Annotated in this window: 18 protein-coding genes; all 18 read right to left on the reverse strand. The window is 66.1% G+C overall.

The genetic code is table 11. The features are described from left to right. Nucleotides 1–5: 5 nt before the first annotated feature. Nucleotides 6–1589 (reverse strand): phosphoglycerate dehydrogenase, encoded by a 1584-nt coding sequence (gene serA / locus WJU17_RS08600; RefSeq protein WP_346326909.1) that lies wholly within the window; start codon nucleotides 1587–1589, stop codon nucleotides 6–8. Continuing rightward, the gene (locus tag WJU17_RS08605; RefSeq protein WP_346326910.1) at nucleotides 1589–2737 is read right to left on the reverse strand and encodes a phosphoserine transaminase; all 1149 of its coding nucleotides are present in this window, start codon (nucleotides 2735–2737) and stop codon (nucleotides 1589–1591) included. Before WJU17_RS08605 ends, serA begins: the two co-directional genes overlap by 1 nt. Before the next feature lie 154 nt (nucleotides 2738–2891). After that, nucleotides 2892–3689 (reverse strand): bifunctional hydroxymethylpyrimidine kinase/phosphomethylpyrimidine kinase, encoded by a 798-nt coding sequence (gene thiD / locus WJU17_RS08610; protein WP_346326911.1) that lies wholly within the window; start codon nucleotides 3687–3689, stop codon nucleotides 2892–2894. Beyond that, on the reverse strand, nucleotides 3686–5038 hold the full coding sequence (gene glmM, locus WJU17_RS08615) for a phosphoglucosamine mutase (protein WP_346326912.1): 1353 nt from the start codon (nucleotides 5036–5038) through the stop codon (nucleotides 3686–3688). Before glmM ends, thiD begins: the two co-directional genes overlap by 4 nt. Beyond that, complete coding sequence (gene folP, locus WJU17_RS08620) at nucleotides 5035–5865, reverse strand: dihydropteroate synthase (protein ID WP_346326913.1); 831 nt, start codon at nucleotides 5863–5865, stop codon at nucleotides 5035–5037. Before folP ends, glmM begins: the two co-directional genes overlap by 4 nt. 35 nt (nucleotides 5866–5900) lie before the next feature. Beyond that, nucleotides 5901–7826: an ATP-dependent zinc metalloprotease FtsH gene (ftsH, locus tag WJU17_RS08625; RefSeq protein WP_346326914.1), complete on the reverse strand. Its 1926-nt coding sequence runs from the start codon at nucleotides 7824–7826 to the stop codon at nucleotides 5901–5903. Nucleotides 7827–7899: 73 nt separating this feature from the next. Further along, entirely contained in the window at nucleotides 7900–9177 is a 1278-nt protein-coding gene (gene tilS / locus WJU17_RS08630) for a tRNA lysidine(34) synthetase TilS (protein WP_346326915.1), read from the reverse strand. Nucleotides 9178–9247: 70 nt separating this feature from the next. Further along, complete coding sequence (gene ybgF / locus WJU17_RS08635; RefSeq protein WP_346326916.1) at nucleotides 9248–10015, reverse strand: tol-pal system protein YbgF; 768 nt, start codon at nucleotides 10013–10015, stop codon at nucleotides 9248–9250. A 173-nt stretch (nucleotides 10016–10188) separates the two neighbouring features. Then, nucleotides 10189–10833, reverse strand: a complete 645-nt coding sequence (gene pal, locus WJU17_RS08640) for a peptidoglycan-associated lipoprotein Pal (protein ID WP_346326917.1) — start codon at nucleotides 10831–10833, stop codon at nucleotides 10189–10191. Between the two features lie 15 nt (nucleotides 10834–10848). Further along, nucleotides 10849–12195 (reverse strand): Tol-Pal system beta propeller repeat protein TolB, encoded by a 1347-nt coding sequence (gene tolB / locus WJU17_RS08645; protein WP_346327422.1) that lies wholly within the window; start codon nucleotides 12193–12195, stop codon nucleotides 10849–10851. A gap of 46 nt (nucleotides 12196–12241) precedes the next feature. Beyond that, a complete protein-coding gene (locus WJU17_RS08650) occupies nucleotides 12242–13114 on the reverse strand; it encodes a hypothetical protein (protein ID WP_346326918.1) in 873 nt (290 codons plus the stop codon). 4 nt (nucleotides 13115–13118) lie between these two features. Beyond that, nucleotides 13119–13562, reverse strand: a complete 444-nt coding sequence (tolR, locus tag WJU17_RS08655) for a protein TolR (RefSeq protein ID WP_346326919.1) — start codon at nucleotides 13560–13562, stop codon at nucleotides 13119–13121. Continuing rightward, complete coding sequence (gene tolQ / locus WJU17_RS08660) at nucleotides 13562–14293, reverse strand: protein TolQ (protein WP_346326920.1); 732 nt, start codon at nucleotides 14291–14293, stop codon at nucleotides 13562–13564. Before tolQ ends, tolR begins: the two co-directional genes overlap by 1 nt. A gap of 4 nt (nucleotides 14294–14297) precedes the next feature. Next, nucleotides 14298–14759, reverse strand: a complete 462-nt coding sequence (locus tag WJU17_RS08665) for a YbgC/FadM family acyl-CoA thioesterase (protein ID WP_346326921.1) — start codon at nucleotides 14757–14759, stop codon at nucleotides 14298–14300. Further along, complete coding sequence (ruvB, locus tag WJU17_RS08670; protein ID WP_346326922.1) at nucleotides 14752–15810, reverse strand: Holliday junction branch migration DNA helicase RuvB; 1059 nt, start codon at nucleotides 15808–15810, stop codon at nucleotides 14752–14754. The genes WJU17_RS08665 and ruvB overlap by 8 nt, the downstream gene beginning before the upstream one ends. Further along, on the reverse strand, nucleotides 15807–16412 hold the full coding sequence (gene ruvA / locus WJU17_RS08675; protein ID WP_346326923.1) for a Holliday junction branch migration protein RuvA: 606 nt from the start codon (nucleotides 16410–16412) through the stop codon (nucleotides 15807–15809). The genes ruvB and ruvA overlap by 4 nt, the downstream gene beginning before the upstream one ends. Continuing rightward, the gene (gene ruvC, locus WJU17_RS08680) at nucleotides 16409–16945 is read right to left on the reverse strand and encodes a crossover junction endodeoxyribonuclease RuvC (RefSeq protein ID WP_346326924.1); all 537 of its coding nucleotides are present in this window, start codon (nucleotides 16943–16945) and stop codon (nucleotides 16409–16411) included. Before ruvC ends, ruvA begins: the two co-directional genes overlap by 4 nt. 3 nt (nucleotides 16946–16948) lie before the next feature. Next, nucleotides 16949–17695 (reverse strand): YebC/PmpR family DNA-binding transcriptional regulator, encoded by a 747-nt coding sequence (locus tag WJU17_RS08685; RefSeq protein WP_346326925.1) that lies wholly within the window; start codon nucleotides 17693–17695, stop codon nucleotides 16949–16951. Nucleotides 17696–17827 lie beyond the last annotated feature (132 nt).

Here is a 17827-nt window from a genome sequence, read left to right on the forward strand (position 1 = left end):
GAGTGTTAAAACGAGAGCGACTTGGCCTGGCGCATGTGCGGCAGGGCGCAGATCTTCTTCAGCAGGTCGTCGCCGATGGACTGGTCCACGTCGATCAACGCGATCGCGCCCTCGCCCGGACCGACCCGGCCCAGATTGAAGTTGGCGATGTTGACGCCCGCGTCGCCCAGGATCGTACCCAGCGCGCCGATGAAGCCCGGCTTGTCGTCATTGCGCACGAACAGCAGATGCTGGCCGAGCTGGGCATCGATATCGATACCGAGGATGTTGACGATACGCGGCTGGCGGTCGGCGAACAGGGTACCCTCGATGGTGTAGGTCGCGTTGTCCTGGGTGTTCACGGACAGGCGCACCAGCGTGTGATAGTCGGCTTCCCTGTTCAGCTTCTTCTCGGTGACCTCGATGCCCTTTTCCTTGGCGATCACCGGGGCGTTGACCATGTTGACCGCCAGATCGAGCGTCGGCGCCAGCAGGCTCTGCAGCACGATGGCGTTCAGCGGACGGGTGTTCAGCTCGGTCGCGGCGCCCTGGTACTCCACCTCGACGCAGGCGATGTTGCCCTCGACGATCTGCCCCATGAACGAGCCGAGCTGTTCGGCCAGCTTCATGTAGGGACGCAGGCGCGGCGCTTCCTCGGCCGACACGGACGGCATGTTGAGCGCGTTGGTCACGGCGCCGTCGACCAGATAGTCGGCGATCTGCTCGGCGACCTGCAGCGCCACGTTCTCCTGCGCTTCCTCGGTCGAGGCGCCCAGATGCGGCGTGGCGATCAGATTGTCGCGGCCGAACAGGATGTTCTCCTTGGCGGGTTCCACCTCGAACACGTCGAAGGCGGCGCCGGCGACCTTGCCGCTGTCCAGCGCGTCGCGCAGATCGGCCTCGACGACCAGTCCGCCACGGGCGCAATTGATGATCCGCACGCCGGTCTTCATCTTGGCGATGGACTTGGCGTCGATGATGCCGCGCGTGCCGTCGGTCAGCGGCGTGTGCAGGGTAATGAAATCGGCGCGGGCGAACAGATCGTCCAGCTCGACCTTCTCGACACCCAGATCCAGCGCGCGCTCGGGCGACAGATAGGGGTCGAACGCGATGACCTTCATCTTCAGGCCGATGGCGCGGTCGGCGACGATCGAGCCGATATTGCCGCAGCCGATCAGGCCGAGCGTCTTGCCGGTGACCTCGACGCCCATGAAGCGGGACTTTTCCCACTTGCCGGCCTGGGTCGACCGGTCGGCGGCGGGAATGTCGCGGGCCAGCGCGAACATCATGGCGATGGCGTGCTCGGCCGTGGTGATGGAATTGCCGAACGGCGTGTTCATGACGATCACGCCGCGCGAGGTGGCGAACGGGATGTCGACGTTGTCGACGCCGATACCGGCGCGGCCGATCACCTTCAGATTGGTGGCCGCTTCGAGCACCTTGGCCGTGACCTTGGTGTTGGAGCGGATGGCGAGACCGTCGAACTCGCCGATGATGGCGATCAGTTCCTCGGGCTTCAGGCCGACCTTCTCGACCACCTCGACGCCGCGTTCGCGGAAGATTTCAGCGGCCCGGGGGCTCAAGCTGTCGGAAATAAGAACCTTGCTCATCAGCCTTTTACCTCGTTGAACGCCCAGTCCAGCCACGGCGTCAGCGCCTTCAGATCATTCGCCTCGACCGTCGCGCCGCCCCAGATGCGCAGCCCTGCGGGCGCATCGCGGTAACCGTTGATATCGAAGGCAACGCCTTCCTTTTCCAGCAGGGAGGCAATCTTCTTGGGGACGTCTGCCTTCGCGCTGTCGCCGTCCAGGCTTTCGAACCACGGATCGACGATCTTGAAGCACACCGACGTGTTCGAACGGATCGCCTTGTCCTCGGCCAGGAAGCTGACCCAGTTCTTCGACGCGACCCAGTCCTCCAGCACGCCGAGATTGGCGTTGGAGCGCTCGATCAGCGCCGGAAGGCCGCCGATATCCTCGGCCCAGACCAGCGCGTCGATATAGTCCTCGACGCAGATCATGGACGGCGTGTTGATGGTCTCGCCCTGGAAGATGCCCTCGATCAGCTTGCCGCCAGAGGTCAGGCGGAAAATCTTCGGCAGCGGCCACGCCGGCTTGTAGGTCAGCAGCCGCTCGACAGCGCGCGGGCTGAGGATCAGCATGCCGTGCGCGCCCTCGCCGCCCATCACCTTCTGCCACGAATAGGTGACGACATCGAGCTTGTCCCAGGGCATCTCCATGGCGAACACGGCCGAAGTCGCGTCGCAGATGGTGAGCCCTTCGCGGTTCGGCTTGATCCAGTCGCCATTGGGAACCTTCACGCCGGATGTCGTGCCGTTCCAGGTGAAAACCACGTCGCGGTCGGTGTCGACCTTCGACAGATCGACGATCTGGCCGTAATCGGCCTCCATGGTGCGCACGTCGTTCAGCTTCAGCTGCTTCACCACGTCGGTCACCCAGCCGGAGCCGAAGCTCTCCCAGGCCAGCATGTCGACGCCGCGCGCGCCCAGCATGGACCACAGCGCCATTTCGACGGCGCCCGTGTCCGAGGCCGGCACGATGCCGATGCGGTAATCTGCTGGCACGCCGAGAACGGCGCGCGTACGGTCGATGGCTTCCTGCAGCTTGGCCTTGCCCAGCTTGGAGCGGTGCGAACGCCCGATGCAGGCATCCTTCAGGGCATCCACCGACCAGCCAGGGCGCTTGGCGCAGGGACCGGACGAGAAGAAGGGCGAACGGGGCCGTTCTGTCGGTTTCATTATGATTTCCCGGGTGAAGATGAGGCTGTCTGGCTATCGCAATTGCGGCGCGGCATCGGTTCGCGGCGGATAATAGGGGCAGGCCAAGGCATGTCAACGGCGCAGTGCCGCCCGTTCGGCGTGCCAATCGCACGACGGGGTTGCGTTTCCGGGCTCAATCGCCGCCGAGCGGATGACCGTGATTGAGCGGGCCGTGACCATGGCCGAACCCGGGCGCGGTCTCGATGGCGCGGTGGACATAGTCGCGCGCGCGGGCCACCGCCCGCTCCATCGCCAGCCCCTGCGCCAGACCGGTCGCGATCGCGCTGGCCAGGGTGCAGCCGGTGCCATGGGTATGCTGAGTATCGATGCGGCGGGACTCGAACACCGTTTCGCCCCGTTCGGTCAGCAGCAGGTCCAGCACGGTCGGATGCTCGAGATGGCCACCCTTCACCAGCACGGCGCCCGGCCCCAGCTTCAGCAGCGCCGAGGCGGCGCGGCGCATGCCGTCGAGATCGGTTACGGGAAAGCCGGTCAGCACCTCGGCCTCGGGCAGATTGGGCGTGAGCAGCGCGGCCTTGGGAATCATCCGTGTGACGAGCGCATGCGCGGCGCTGTCCTGCAGCAGCGCCGCGCCGCCCTTGGCAACCATGACCGGATCGACCACCAGCGGCACACCGGTCGCGTCCTCCTCGATCACAGACGCGACCGCCTCGATGACCTCGGCGCTGTGGAGCATGCCCGTCTTGAGCGCATCGGCGCCGATATCGCGGAGCACGACCTGCATCTGATGGCGGATGAAGTCAGGATCGACACCGAGAATGCCGTGAACACCAAGCGTGTTCTGCGCCGTCAGCGCGGTGATCGCGGTGGCCGCGAACCCGCCCAGCATGCTGACCGCCTTGATGTCCGCCTGGATGCCAGCGCCCCCGCCCGAATCCGAGCCGGCGATGATGAGAACGCGGCCCTTCACGCGCCGGCCGCGGTCGAGATGGCCCCGGCGATGTCATCGACGACGGCGTTCACCAGAATCTGGTCCTCTCCCTCGGCCATCACCCGGATCTTGGGTTCGGTCCCCGACTTGCGGATCAGCACGCGGCCGGTGCCGGACAGACGCGCCTCGCCGTCGGCGATGGCGGCCTTGACCTTGATGTCCTCCAGCGGCGCGCCGCCGCTGAACCGGACATTCTTCAGCACCTGCGGCAGCGGCGCGAACACCCGGCAGGTTTCGCTGGCGGGCCGCCCCGATTCCAGGATGACCGCCATCACCTGCAGCGCCGCGATGAGACCGTCGCCGGTCGTGGTGTAGTCGGTCATGACGATATGGCCCGACTGTTCGCCGCCCAGATTGCAGCCATGCTCGCGCATGTGCTCGACCACGTAGCGGTCGCCCACCTGAGTCCGCACCAGATCGATGCCCATCCCGCCGATATAGCGCTCGAGCCCCAGATTCGACATGACGGTGCTGACCAGGCAGCCGCCGCGCAGCATGCCCCGGCGATGCCAGTAGGCGGCGATCAGGCCCATGAGCTGATCGCCATCCAGCAGCTCGCCCTTCTCATCCGCCATCAGCACGCGGTCGGCATCCCCATCGAGCGCGATGCCCAGATCGGCGCCGTGCTCGCGCACCGTGCGCTGCATCAGTGCCGTGTCGGTGGAGCCGCAGCCCTTGTTGATGTTGAAGCCATCCGGCTTGACGCCGATCGGGATCACTTCCGCGCCCAGCTCCCACAGCACCGTCGGCGCGACCGTGTAGGCCGCGCCATTGGCGCAATCGATGACCACCTTGAGGCCGGCGAGCGTGCGCCCGGCTGGAAACGTGCTCTTGACCACTTCGATGTACCGGCCGCGCACGTCGTCGAGACGGCGCACCCGGCCCAGATCGGCCGAGGCCGCGAGCGGCGCGCTCGCGCCGCTTTCGAGCCGGGCTTCGATCTCGGCCTCGATGGCGTCGGACAGCTTGAAGCCGTCGGGTCCGAACAGCTTGATGCCATTGTCTTCATAGGCGTTGTGCGACGCCGAGATCATCACGCCCAGATCGGCGCGCATGGAGCGGGTCAGCATGGCGACCGCCGGCGTCGGCATGGGGCCGACCAGCACCACGTCCATCCCCACCGACGCGAAACCCGACGTGATGGCCGCCTCCAGCATGTAGCCGGACAACCTTGTGTCCTTGGCGATGACCACCTGATGCCGATGATCGCCCCGGCGGAACTGCGCGCCCGCCGCCATGCCGACACGCAGGGCCACATCCGCCGTCATCGGCGGCTGGTTGGCGGTGCCGCGAATGCCGTCGGTGCCGAAATATTGTCTTTTGCTCATGAACCCTCTGTCGTGGAACCCTGGAAGATCGCCTGCCAGACGGCGATTGCCTGGCGCGTGTCGGCCACGTCATGGACCCGCAGAATATGCACGCCGTGCAGAACGCCCGCAAGCGCCCCGGCCAGCGACCCGGCCAGCCGGGCATCAGCGGGCACGCCGCCCGCCAGCCGGCCGATGAAACTTTTTCGCGAGACGCCCAACAACAGCGGACATCCGAGCGCATGGAAGCGACCCAGCGACCGCAGCAGCGCCAGATTGTGTTCCAGCGTCTTGCCGAAGCCGATACCCGGATCGACGATGAGGCGGTCGCGGGCGATGCCGGCGGAGACGCAGGTCTCGATCCGGGCCGCGAGGTAATCATGAACCTCGCCGACCACGTCGTCATAACGGGGATCGTCCTGCATGGTGCGCGGATCGCCAAGCGCATGCATCAGGACCACGGGCGCGCCGGAGGCAGCGGCCACCGGAAGGCTGCCGGGATCGGCGGTCAGGGCGGAGACGTCGTTGAGGATCGCCGCGCCTGCCTCGAGCGCGGCGCGCATCACCGTTGCCCGCCGTGTATCGACGGAAACCGGCACCCCGCAGTCGCGCAGCGCCTCGATCACCGGCACGACGCGGCGGAGTTCCTCATCCACAGGGACCGGCTCCGCCCCGGGCCGCGTGGATTCGCCGCCTACATCGAGGATATCGGCACCCTCGCCGATAAGCCGCCGCGCCTGCACCAGCGCGGCGTCCACCGACAGATATCGGCCGCCATCGGAGAAACTGTCGGGGGTGACGTTCAGGACGCCCATGACGAGAGGCCGCCCGAAAACGAGCGGCCCCATCGGTGGATGATCGATTCGGACAGACGTGGACAGGCTCAGGTGCCCGGCTGCGGCTCCGGCGACGCACCGGGGCGCTGGCCCCGACCGGCACTGGGAACGGTACGCGGCTTGGTCGGCGTGGCGGGCGGTTCAGTCACCTCCTGCGGGCGGTCGATTTCCTCGCCGCGCAACAGGCCACGAATTTCCTCGCCGGTCAGCGTCTCGTACTCCAGCAGTGCCTGGGCGATACGGTGAAGATCGGCGATATGCTCGGTCAGGATCCGGCGCGCATCGGCATAAGCTTCCTCCACGAAACGCCGCACTTCGGAATCCACCAGACGAGCGGTTTCCTCGGACATGTTCTGGGTGCGGGTCACCGAATGGCCGAGGAATACTTCTTCCTCGTTGTCGCCATAGGCCAGCGGACCCAGCTTGTCGCTCATGCCCCAGCGCGTGACCATGGCCTTGGCGAGGCGGGTGGCGCCGGAGATGTCCGACGACGCGCCCGAGGTCACCTTGTCGTAGCCGAAGATCAGTTCCTCGGCGAGACGGCCGCCCATCATCACGGCGAGACGGGAATTCATCTGCTCGCGGGTCTGGGACAGCTTGTCCTTCTCGGGCAGTTGCATGACCATGCCCAGCGCGCGGCCGCGCGGAATGATGGTCGCCTTGTGGATCGGGTCCGTGTCGGCGACGTGCATGCCGACCAGCGCGTGGCCCGCCTCGTGATAGGCGGTAAGCCGCTTTTCCGCCTCGTCCATGACCATGGACCGACGCTCGGGGCCCATCATGACCTTGTCCTTGGCATCCTCGAAGTCGTGCATCGACACGACTTTCTTGTTCTTTCGCGCGGCCATCAAAGCGGCCTCGTTCACGAGGTTGGCCAGATCGGCGCCAGAGAAACCGGGCGTGCCGCGCGCGATCACCCTCGCTTCCACGTCCGGTGCGAGCGGCACGCGGCGCATATGCACCTTCAGAATGCGTTCGCGGCCGATGACGTCCGGATTGGGCACCACGACCTGCCGATCGAAACGGCCCGGGCGCAACAGCGCGGGATCGAGAACATCGGGACGGTTGGTGGCGGCGATGATGATGATGCCTTCGTTTTCCTCGAAGCCATCCATCTCGACCAGAAGCTGGTTCAGTGTCTGCTCGCGTTCATCGTTGCCGCCGCCAAGGCCGGCGCCGCGATGACGGCCGACCGCGTCGATTTCGTCGATGAACACGATGCAGGGGGCGTTCTTCTTCGCCTGCTCGAACATGTCGCGCACGCGGCTCGCGCCGACGCCGACGAACATCTCGACGAAGTCGGAACCGGAGATGCTGAAGAACGGGACATTGGCCTCGCCGGCGATGGCGCGCGCGAGCAGCGTCTTGCCGGTACCGGGCGGGCCGACCAGCAGCGCGCCGCGCGGGATCTTGCCGCCGAGGCGCTGGAACTTCTGCGGGTCACGCAGGAATTCGACGATCTCCTGCACTTCTTCCTTGGCCTCTTCCACGCCCGCGACGTCATCGAAGGTCACGCGGTCGGTGCGCTCGTTGAGCAGCTTGGCCTTGGATTTGCCAAAGCCCATGGCGCGTCCGGAGCCCGCCTGCATCTGGCGCATGATGAAGATCCACACCGCGATCAGCAGCAGCATGGGGCCGAAATTGGTCAGCAATATCCAGAAATTGCTGGTCTCAGGCTGCTCGAAGCGGACGTCCACCTGCTTGTCGCGGAGCACGTCGACGAGGCGCGGATAGGCGCCTTCCTGATACTGGGTCGAGAACTGGGCCTTGCTCTCGCGATAGACGCCGGAAATGTTGCTGCCGGTGATCTGCACCTTCTGCACGTTGCCGGCATTGACCTCGTCCAGGAACACCGAGAAGTCGATTTTCTCGACGGGACCGGGCGATCCGCTGCGCTGGAACTGGCTGAACAGCACGATGACGACAAGCGCCACGAGCGCCCAGATGAAGAGGTTACGGCCCATATTGTTCACGAAAGTACCTTGCCCTTCGCCGGAGGAAGGCCCGCCATCCGGGCCGCTCTGCAAAGATAGGCTATTTGCCCGGTCAGACAAGAACCATGCGGTCGGTGCCGAAACAGTTCGGCGGCAGGTCGCGGGCCGCCAGAAACTCCAGCATTGGGGCGACCGAGACGCTGCCGGGGCGGCGGTATCCCAGAGACGGAACGGCGACAAGGCCTTGGTCATCGTAAAAGGCGGGTAAAACGCCTCGCGCCGCCGCCGGAACGGATCGGACGACCCTCTCCGGTAAGGCCGCGCGCAGGACAGCGAGACCACCCGGCCGCAGCCGGTCGATGGACAGTCCCTCGCCCGACGCGGCGAATCGGCCGTCCCACAGGACGGGGTTCGGCCCGATGCGGAGCGCGCCCTGCATGCCGCGCGTCTCGCGCACCACGAGCAGACCGTCACCGGAGGAGATCAACCGGCACCCGCCGAGGGTCGCGGCCCCGATGTCACCCCTCTTGATGCGCCCCCACAGACGCTCGAGCGCATCAAGGCGCGGTGCATAATCCGCGCCGCCCACGGCCATCAGAATGAAGGCAAGTGCCCGCAGCCCGGTCTCGTCCCGGGTCTCCTTCGGCACCGGATACGCCAGCACGGCATAGCCGCCGCTGTCGAACCGGCAGGTCCGCGCCAGCCAGTCATGAACCTGATCGTCCAGTACGGCACGGGCCCGGGCCATGGCGCGGGCGGTCGCGGCAAGCCGGGCGGGCGTGATCCCCAGCGCGGCCAGATGCGGCCACGCGCCCCGTGCTCGCACCCGGGCATAGCGCCGGTCCGCGTTGCTGGGGTCCTCGATCCAGGCCTGGCCACGCGCCCGCAACGTCGCCACCAGCCTTGCCCTCGGCACATCGAGAAGCGGTCGCAGCCGCGATGGCGCGCCGGGCCAGGGCGGAGCGGTTTCGGGCGCCATGCCCGCCAGGCCATGGACGCCGCTGCCGCGCCCCAGCCGCAGCAGCACCGTCTCGGCCTGATCCTCCAGATGATGGGCGATCAGCAGGATCGGCACGCCGCGCGCCGCGCACCACTCGTCGAGCAGGGCGTACCGGGCGCGTCGCGCGGCCGCCTGAACGTTGCCGCGCGGCGTCTCGCGCCAGGCGAGAGTTTCGTGGCCGATACAAGCAGCCGCCATCCAGTCGCCGACCTGGATCGCCTCGGCCGCCGCTTCGGGGCGCAGTCCGTGATCGACGGTCAGCGCCGTCAGGCTGATGCCGCGCGAAGCAGCCCAGTCGCGCGCCAGCAGCGCCAGCGCCATGCTGTCCGCGCCGCCCGAGACGGCAACGCAAAGGCTCGCCACACCGTCAAGGCGAGGCAAGCCGTTCATGCATCGTTCGAAATCCGCTGGGGACAGCGGCGCGGTCCCCTCGGATGCGCCGCTCATCGGTCGCGCTGCCTCAGGAGCAGCCGGCGGCCTGCTGGCCAGCCTTGGTCTTCTGCTTGATCGCCGGCGGTGCGTTGGGATAGCGGCGGGTCAACTCGTCGAACGCGGCGCAGGCCTGATCGTTCTGCCCCAGTTCCTTGAGGCTGAGCCCCAGGGTCACCATCATGTCCGGGCCCTTGTCGCTATCGGCGAACTTCTCGTAACCCTCGAGCAGGACGCGGGCCGCGTCCGTGTAGTTCCGCTGGGCGAAATAAGTCTTGCCCAGCCAGTACTTGGCATTCGGCGCCGCGCGATGATCCGGGTTCGCCGCCAGGAAGGCGCGGAACGCCAGCTCGGCGCCCTCGAAATCGTCACGGCGCAGCAAGGAAAAGGCATAATTGAACTGAGCGTCCGGCGTGTCGCCCTGCAGATACTGCTCCGGCGTTTCTTCCGGTTCGCCGCGCGGCGGCGCCGGGGTGCCGCCGGGAGAAACCAGCTGGTCGTTGAGCGTATCGGCGACTCGGCCCTGCGAGGGCGGCGGCTCGGAACCACCCATGCCAGGCAGCCGGGTCGGCCCGTCGGACGGCACTGGCGTATAACCATCGATGGCACCGGGATCCTGGCCATCGGATGCCGGAGCGGCGCCTTGGGCGCCCTCGGCAAGCTGACGCTCCAGGGTCTGGATGCGGTACTGCATGTCCTCCAGCTGCTTTTCAAGCTGCTGGTTCATCTGCGTGAGCCGATGCATGGCTTCTTCATACTGGCCGGTCAGCCGGCGCATGTCGTTCTCGATCCGCGTCATGCGCACCTCTGTCTGTGCCCTGTACGGGTCCACAGGCTGCTGTGCCGATGCAATGTGCGAGAAACCGAGAAGCGCGAATAGAGTTACAATGCCGAGAGACTGCCAGCGCACGCTTCAAATCCTGTTCTGTGGGCGCGCCGCGTTCTCACGCGGCGCGCGGCACAAAGTCCTGTTTACTGAACGACCGTCATACCACGGCGGTTCTGGGCCCAGGCGGCCTCGTTCGAACCAGTGGCTTCCGGACGCTCCTTACCATAGGAGATGGTATTGACGCGGCCGTCCTCAATGCCCAGGCCGGTCAGATAACGCTTGGCGGCGTCTGCACGGCGGGCACCCAGGGCCAGGTTGTACTCACGGGTACCGCGCTCGTCGGCGTGACCTTCGATGGTCACCGACTTGTTCGGATACTTGCGCAGCCACTCGGCCTGCTTGCTCAGAGTCGCCTGGGCACGGTCGTCGAGGCTGTATTCGTCGTAGCCGAAATAGATGCGGCTGCCGGCGTTGGCTTCCAGGTCTTCCTGGCTGCCCAGCTCGTACGGCAGGTTGCTGGTGGTCTCGGTCGTGCGCGACTGAGTCTGCGCGGCCGGAGCGGACGAAACCGGCGCCGGCTCTTCCTTCTTCGAGCAGGCGACCATCGTCAGCGAAGCGGCGGCCAGAATGATGAACTTGAATCGCAGCGCGTTGGCTAGCATGGGTGGCGTTTCCTTTTTTTCGACGAGGCTATCGTATTTTGATAACGGAGGCTGTTCTGCAACGCAAAAGTGTAACGCGCACAAATCGTCCGCGCCCCCCGATACCGAGTTTTCGGCATTCTTCATTGTAATCCTTTCGGATCACTGGATCAAGGGGGACCACGCGGGATCCGACGCATCTCCCGGCGTGGTCACGCGGCGCTCGTTACGGCCCGTCAGGTCGATGGAGCGCAGCTCCGCCTTGCCCGCATTACCACCCCGCGACGGGCTGCCGCGGAAGTACATCAGCACGCGGCCATTCGGCGCCCAGGTCGGCCCTTCGTCGAGGAAACTCTCGGTCAGCATGCGCTCGCCCGAGCCATCGGGACGCATGACGCCGATCTTGAACACGCCGCCCGATGTATGGGTGAAGGCGATCATGTCGCCGCGCGGCGACCAGACCGGCGTCTTGTAGCGGCCCTTGCCGAAGCTGATGCGCTTGGCGCCCGACCCATCGGCCCGCATCACGTAAATCTGCTGCCCGCCGCCGCGATCGGACTCGAAGGCGATGAACTGGCCGTCCGGCGAGAAGCTCGGCGCGGTGTCGATGTCCGGATTATCCGTCAGCTGGCGCAGCTTGCGGGTGCGCAGGTCCATCAGGTAGATGTCGGAATTGCCGTTCTTCTCCATGCTCATCACGACCTGGTTGCCGTCCGGCGAGAAGCGCGGCGCGAAGGTCATGCCGGAGAAATCGCCCAGCAGCTCCTGCTTGCCCGTCTCCAGATTGTAGATGTACACGCGCGGCTTGTTGTTGAAGTACGACAGATAGGTGATTTCCTGCGACGTCGGCGAGAAGCGCGGCGTCAGCGCCATGAAATCGCCCTTGGTCAGGAAGGAATGGTTGTAGCCGTCCTGGTCCATGATCGCGAGGCGCTTGACCCGCTTGGTCGCCGGGCCGGATTCCGCCACATAGACGATGCGTGTGTCGAAATACCCTTCTTCGCCGGTCAGCCGCTGATAGACCGCGTCGGCGATCCGGTGGGCAATCTGGCGCCAGTTGTCCGGCGTGGTCTGGTACTGCACGCCGGTCAGTTGCTGCTGACCGTACACGTCCCACAGTCGGAACGTCACCTCGACCCGGCCATCGGCCAGGAAGTTGACGCCGCCGACCACGAGGCCTTGCGTGCCGATGGACTTCCAGTCGGGAAAGCGCGGGCGGCGATCAGGCACCAGTCCCTGCTCGATATAGGCCTGTCGCGGGATCGGCCGGAACAGGCCGGAGCGCTCCAGATCGGCGGCGATCACGCCGGCCATGTCCTCGCCCATCTTGGTCATCTCGGTAAGGCGCGACGGCACCTGGCTCTGCGCCGAGAACGCGGGCAGCGCCATCGGAATCGGCTCGACCGTGGGATTGTTGATGTCCACCCGAAGCTGGGCGGAAGCCGGTTGCGGCTGTACCAGCGCCACGAACGCCAGCATGGTGCCGGCCACCAGGCCGGAAAGTCCCATTCTGCTCACAATCATCCCTTTCGCCATCAACACATTCCTCTGTCTGTCACATCAAACTGCTGGGATCGAAGTTCAACTCCACGTCCCGCCAGATGTCGTAGTACTCGGCCGGCAGCTTCAGCGGCGCCGCCCGCTTGACCGCGCGCACGGCCGCCTCGGCCGCCACGCGGTAGAGATTGTCGCTCATCATCCGGCCCCGATCCAACACGACCGGATCGCTGGCCAGTTCGCCATCCGCCCGCAACCGTATACGAAGCTTGATCACCAAAGTTTCGGCGCCGGTCGCCCCGACGGGCGCCGTCCAGTATTTGGCGACCTGCGACGCGATGGCCGACTGCAGATTGGCGACGGCCTGCGCCTGCTCGCGCGGGTTGCGTTCGGTCGGCTCCGACTGCGCCGGATTGGGGTTGGGATCGGTCTGCTTGGTCTTCTTCGGGTCCTTCGCCTGCGGCTTTGTCGAATCCCTCTTGTCGAGCAGCAGCGCGATCTTCTTGGGATCGAACTTGTTCTCGGGCTTCGGCTTGTCCTTCAGCGTGACGTTGGGCAGATCCTTGGTCACGGGTTCCGGCTTCTTCGGCGGCTCCGGCTTTTCGATCGGCTCCTCGACGGGCGCCGGCTCGGGCTCGGGCGCGGCGGCCGCTTCGTCCACGCGCGGCGGCGTCACCTCGGCCGGATCGGGCTGCTTCTCCGGCGCCTTTTCCGCCTCGGGCGTGACCTCGGGCGCGGGCGCCGGATCGGGCGCCTTTTCCGGCTTGGGCGTCGGAATGGCGTCCAGCTCGATCTTGGCGTCCTCCGGTGTCAACAGGACGACGACGCTCTCTTCGGGGATTTCCGGATCGCCCCACAGGTCGAAGCTCACGAACATCATCGCGATGATGACGGCGTGGAATATGCCGGAGAAAATAAGGGGCTTGCGCACGTCGCTATTTGCCTTTGCCGCCCTTCGCGGGCGTCGTGACCAGCGCCACCTTGTTGAAGCCGGCGGCGTTGATCGTCGACATCACCTCCATGACCTGGCCATAGGGCAGGCCCTGATCGGCGCGCACGAAGATGCGCGTCTCGGTGCTACCCTCGGCGATGGCGCGCAGCCGCTCGGTCAGCGAGTTGATCTCGACCTCGGTGTCGTTGATGAAGAGCTTGCCGTCGCCGGCCAGCGACACGGACAGCGGCTTGTCCTCCTCGGACAGCGGCTTGGACTTGGTCTGCGGCAGGTCGACCTTGACCCCGGTGGACAACAGCGGCGCGGCGACCATGAAGATGATCAGCAGCACCAGCATGACGTCGACGAAAGGCGTCACGTTGATCTGCGACATGGGTTCATAGCGGCCTTTGCGCCGCCCGCCCCGTCCCTTGAGTTCGGCGCCCATTACGCGGCCTCTTCGTCGATCTGGCGCGACAGGATCGTGTTGAACTCTTCGACGAACCCTTCCAGACGGTTGGCGAAGCGGGTCATGTCGGCGGCGAACTTGTTATAGGCGATGACCGCCGGGATGGCCGCGACAAGGCCGACCGCGGTGGCGAACAGCGCCTCGGCGATACCTGGCGCGACGACCGCGAGACTGGTGTCCGACGAGGCGGCGATGGACTGGAAGCTGTTCATGATGCCCCACACCGTGCCGAACAGGCCGATGAACGGCGCGGTCGAGCCCACGGTGGCGAGGAAGCCCAGATAGCGCTCCAGCCGCTCGACCTCGCGATTCAGCGTCAGGCGCATCACCTGCGAGATACGCTCCTGCAGGCGCGCGCCCGAGGTGACGACCTTGGCCTTGCCGATGGAGCGCTGCCATTCGCGCATGGCGACCAGGAACAGCATGGCCATGGGATGATTGGCGCGGCCCTGCAGCCGGTCGTAGAGCTCTTCCAGCGAGCGGCCAGACCAGAATTCGTCTTCGAAGGTGTCGGCCTCGGCCATCACCCGGCGATAGCGGCCGATCTTGTCGAAGATGATCGCCCAGGACCACAGCGACGCGGCCACGAGCAGCACCAGAACCGCCTGCACGATGATATCGGCATGCAGGATCAGGCCCCAGATCGACAGATCGTGCGCCGCCGCCGCGGTGCCGCCCAGATCCGTCTGTGTAATCGCGTTCTCTTCCATGTGCTCAGGCCTTTGCAGTGTCTCGTATGGGGAGCATGGTGTTGAGCCGGGTCACCAGGTCGATTGGCTGCCGGCGGGGTTTCCCCCTGCCGTCCAGACAGACGACGCGTACATGCGCCTCGGCGATAGGTGTGTCGTTACGCCAGATGTCCTGGCCGAAGTCGATATACGCCGCGCCGACTCCGTTGTTAACTGTTCTTACTTCCAGCAGGTCGTCGAGGCGCGCCGGCGTGCGAAAATTCACCCTGCAGCTCTTCACGGCGAAACCCATCGTATCCGGTCCCGGGCGCATGCTCGCCGACTGGCTGACGCCCACGAGGCGCAGCAGCTCGGTTCTCGCGCGCTCCATGAAGCGCAGATAATTGGCGTGATAGACCATGTGCGCCGTATCCGTGTCCTCGAAATAGACGCGCACCGGAAACCGGTGCACGCCATTCTCCACCCTGCCCGACAGGACCTCAGACATCCTCGTCTCCCGTCGGCAGCGACAGCTGCGCCGGAAAAGGCTGCGATGGTGCCGGCAGGCCCAGATGGATATAGGCGGCCGGCGTCAGGATACGCCCGCGCGGTGTCCGTTGAATGAACGCCTGCTGCAGCAAATAGGGCTCGATGATTTCCTCGATGGCGTCGCGCGGCTCCGACAGCGACGCCGCGATGGTCTCGATCCCGACGGGACCGCCGCCGAAATCGACGCCGATGCAGCGCATGTAGCGCCGGTCCATGGCGTCGAGGCCGCGCGCATCCACTTCCAGCCGGGTCAGCGCCCGGTCGGCGATGCCGGCATCGACGGCGGCGTGGCCCGCGACCTCCGAGAAATCGCGCACCCGGCGCAGCAGCCGTCCGGCGACGCGCGGCGTGCCGCGCGACCGGCGGGCGATCTCGATGGCGCCGTCCCGGGTCAGCGCCAGACCCATCACCCGGGCGCCGCGCTCGACGATGGAGCACAAATCGTCCACGTCGTAGAACATCAGCCGGACGGGAATGCCGAAGCGGTCGCGCAGCGGCGTGGTCAGCAGGCCGGACCGGGTCGTCGCGCCCACCAGCGTGAAGCGCGGCAGGTCGATCCGGACCGAGCGCGCCGCCGGGCCTTCGCCGATGATCAGGTCGAGCTGGAAATCCTCCATGGCGGGATAGAGGATTTCCTCCACCGCCGGCGCGAGCCGGTGGATTTCGTCGATGAACAGCAGGTCGTTTTCCTGCAGGTTGGTCAGCAGCGCCGCCAACTCGCCCGCCTTGGCGATCACCGGACCGGAGGTGGCGCGGAAGTTCACGCCCAGCTCGCGCGCGACGATCTGCGCCAGCGTCGTCTTGCCCAGGCCCGGCGGCCCGGCCAGCAGCACGTGATCGAGCGCCTCGGCGCGTGCTCGCGCCGCCTGGATGAACACGGACAGGTTCTCGACCGCCTGACGCTGGCCGATGAACTCGGCGAAGCGGCCCGGGCGGATCGACGCCTCGAAGGCATCCTCGTCGCGCTTCACGCCGCCCACGACACGGTCTCCCCCCGCTGGCGCGCTCATCCCGCCAGTTCCTTCAGCCCGCCACGGATCAAGGATTCGAGCGATGCCTCACCTCCCTGCGCGCGGTTGACCCGCGCGACGGCGCCCATGGCGTCCGCCGGCCGGTAGCCCAGATTGACCAGCGCCGAGACCGCGTCGGCCAGGCGCCCCTCGCCGGTCGGTGCGGCGGCGCCCGCGACGGGCGCGTCCATCCCCTCGAACGACGAGACCTTGTCCTTCAGCTCCGCCACGATGCGCGCCGCCAGCTTGGGGCCGACCCCCGAGGCGCGGCCGATCATGGTCCGGTCCTGCATGGCCACCGCCTGCGCCAGTTCGGACGGCGTCAGGATCGATAGCAGCGCCAGCGCCACCTTGGCGCCCACGCCCTGCACGCTCTGCAACCGCCTGAACCACTCTTTCTCGCCCCGGGTGGTGAAACCGTAGAGGTGGATGTGGTCCTCGCGGACATGCGTCTCAATATGCAGAACGACAGATTCTCCCGATTTTGGGAGTGCTTGGAGCGTTTTTCCGGGACAAAACACGAGGTAGCCCACCCCGCCCACGTCGATGATGGCCCAATCCTCGCCCGTCTCGGCGACAATGCCGTTCAACCGCGCGATCATGTCCGCGCCGTCCCGCCAAAGGCCGACACCACTCGCGAGGATATGTTCGAGCCCGTCTGGACCAGATGCGCGTGGCAGAGCGCGACCGCGAGCGCGTCGGCCGCGTCGGGTCCGGTCACCTCGACGCCGGGCAGCAGGACGCCGACCATCATATGAATCTGATCCTTTCCCGCATGGCCGACGCCCACCACGGATTTCTTCACCTGGTTCGGCGTGTATTCGGCGACGGGGATGCCACGCAGCGCCGGCGCGAGCATGGCGATGCCGCGCGCCTGACCCAGCTTCAGCGTCGATGTGGGGTTCTTGTTGACGAAGGTTTCCTCCACGGCCGCGCTATGGGGCCCCCAAGTGTCGAGCACGTCGTTGAGGCCCGCGAAAATCTGGGCCAGGCGCTGCGCCAGCGTGTCCTTCTCGTCCGACCGGACCGTACCGTTGGCCACGTGCCGCAGCCGGTTGCCCGAGGCGTCGATGATGCCCCATCCCGTATTCCGCAGCCCTGGATCGAGCCCGATCAGTCGGACGCTGTCTGCCATTCCCTACGCGCTGAGCCCTTCCATCACTTCGTCGGACATCTCGAAATTGGCGTAGACGTTCTGCACGTCGTCGTCGTCGTCCAGCGCCGAGAGCATCTTCATCAGCGTCGCCGCGTTGTCCGCGTCGACCTGCACGTTGGTCTGCGGCTTCCAGATCAGGCGCGCCTCCTCGGCCTCGCCCAGCGTGGTCTCGAGCGCATCGCGCACCGAAGCGAAATCCTCGACAGCGCAGGTGATCTCGTGGCTCTCCTCGTCCGACTGGCAGTCCTCGGCGCCCGCTTCCAGCGCCGCCTCGAACACCTTTTCGGCCGAGCCGACCTTGGCCGGATATTTCATCATGCCGACACGATCGAAGGCGTGGGACACGCTGCCGGACGCGCCAAGATTGCCGCCGTTCTTGGAGAACTTGGCCCGCACTTCCGACGCCGTGCGGTTCCGGTTGTCCGTCAGCGCCTCGACGATGACCGACACGCCGCCCGGACCGAAACCCTCGTACTGCACCTCTTCATAATTCTCGAGGTCGCCGGAGGTGGAGCGCTTGATGGCGCGGTCGATATTGTCCTTGGGCATGCTCTGCGCCTTGGCCGCGGCGATCGCCGAGCGCAGACGGGCATTGGAGGCCGCGTCCGGTCCACCCATCTTGGCGGCGACGGTGATTTCCTTCGCCAGCTTGCTGAAGAGCTTGGACCGTTTGGCGTCCTGCGCGCCCTTGCGGAACATGATATTCTTGAACTTGGAATGACCGGCCATCTTCTCTGCTCGTGCTGTCGTTTTTACTTGGTGGTTCGACCTGTTCAGCGCCCGCATGCGCCGCCGTCATACGCCTCGACTTATACCAGATATTGTGGCGCCGGGCAGTATATTCACATCAGTTTGCTTGTA

The sequence above is a fragment of the Iodidimonas sp. SYSU 1G8 genome (assembly GCF_039655775.1).
Taxonomy (GTDB): domain Bacteria; phylum Pseudomonadota; class Alphaproteobacteria; order SMXS01; family SMXS01; genus RI-34.

Bases quoted from the DNA above. Each gene is read 5' to 3' on its own strand.
- folP (WP_346326913.1), bottom strand. From the start codon at position 5,865: ATGGGGCCGCTCGTTTTCGGGCGGCCTCTCGTCATGGGCGTCCTGAAC.
- ruvB (WP_346326922.1), bottom strand. From the start codon at position 15,810: ATGAGCGCGCCAGCGGGGGGAGACCGTGTCGTGGGCGGCGTGAAGCGC.
- WJU17_RS08685 (WP_346326925.1), bottom strand. From the start codon at position 17,695: ATGGCCGGTCATTCCAAGTTCAAGAATATCATGTTCCGCAAGGGCGCG.
- ybgF (WP_346326916.1), bottom strand. From the start codon at position 10,015: ATGACGCGGATCGAGAACGACATGCGCCGGCTGACCGGCCAGTATGAA.
- WJU17_RS08665 (WP_346326921.1), bottom strand. From the start codon at position 14,759: ATGTCTGAGGTCCTGTCGGGCAGGGTGGAGAATGGCGTGCACCGGTTT.
- tolR (WP_346326919.1), bottom strand. From the start codon at position 13,562: ATGGGCGCCGAACTCAAGGGACGGGGCGGGCGGCGCAAAGGCCGCTAT.
- pal (WP_346326917.1), bottom strand. From the start codon at position 10,833: ATGAAGAATGCCGAAAACTCGGTATCGGGGGGCGCGGACGATTTGTGC.
- ruvC (WP_346326924.1), bottom strand. From the start codon at position 16,945: ATGGCAGACAGCGTCCGACTGATCGGGCTCGATCCAGGGCTGCGGAAT.
- tilS (WP_346326915.1), bottom strand. From the start codon at position 9,177: ATGAACGGCTTGCCTCGCCTTGACGGTGTGGCGAGCCTTTGCGTTGCC.
- tolB (WP_346327422.1), bottom strand. From the start codon at position 12,195: ATGGGACTTTCCGGCCTGGTGGCCGGCACCATGCTGGCGTTCGTGGCG.
- ruvA (WP_346326923.1), bottom strand. From the start codon at position 16,412: ATGATCGCGCGGTTGAACGGCATTGTCGCCGAGACGGGCGAGGATTGG.
- serA (WP_346326909.1), bottom strand. From the start codon at position 1,589: ATGAGCAAGGTTCTTATTTCCGACAGCTTGAGCCCCCGGGCCGCTGAA.
- WJU17_RS08605 (WP_346326910.1), bottom strand. From the start codon at position 2,737: ATGAAACCGACAGAACGGCCCCGTTCGCCCTTCTTCTCGTCCGGTCCC.
- tolQ (WP_346326920.1), bottom strand. From the start codon at position 14,293: ATGGAAGAGAACGCGATTACACAGACGGATCTGGGCGGCACCGCGGCG.
- glmM (WP_346326912.1), bottom strand. From the start codon at position 5,038: ATGAGCAAAAGACAATATTTCGGCACCGACGGCATTCGCGGCACCGCC.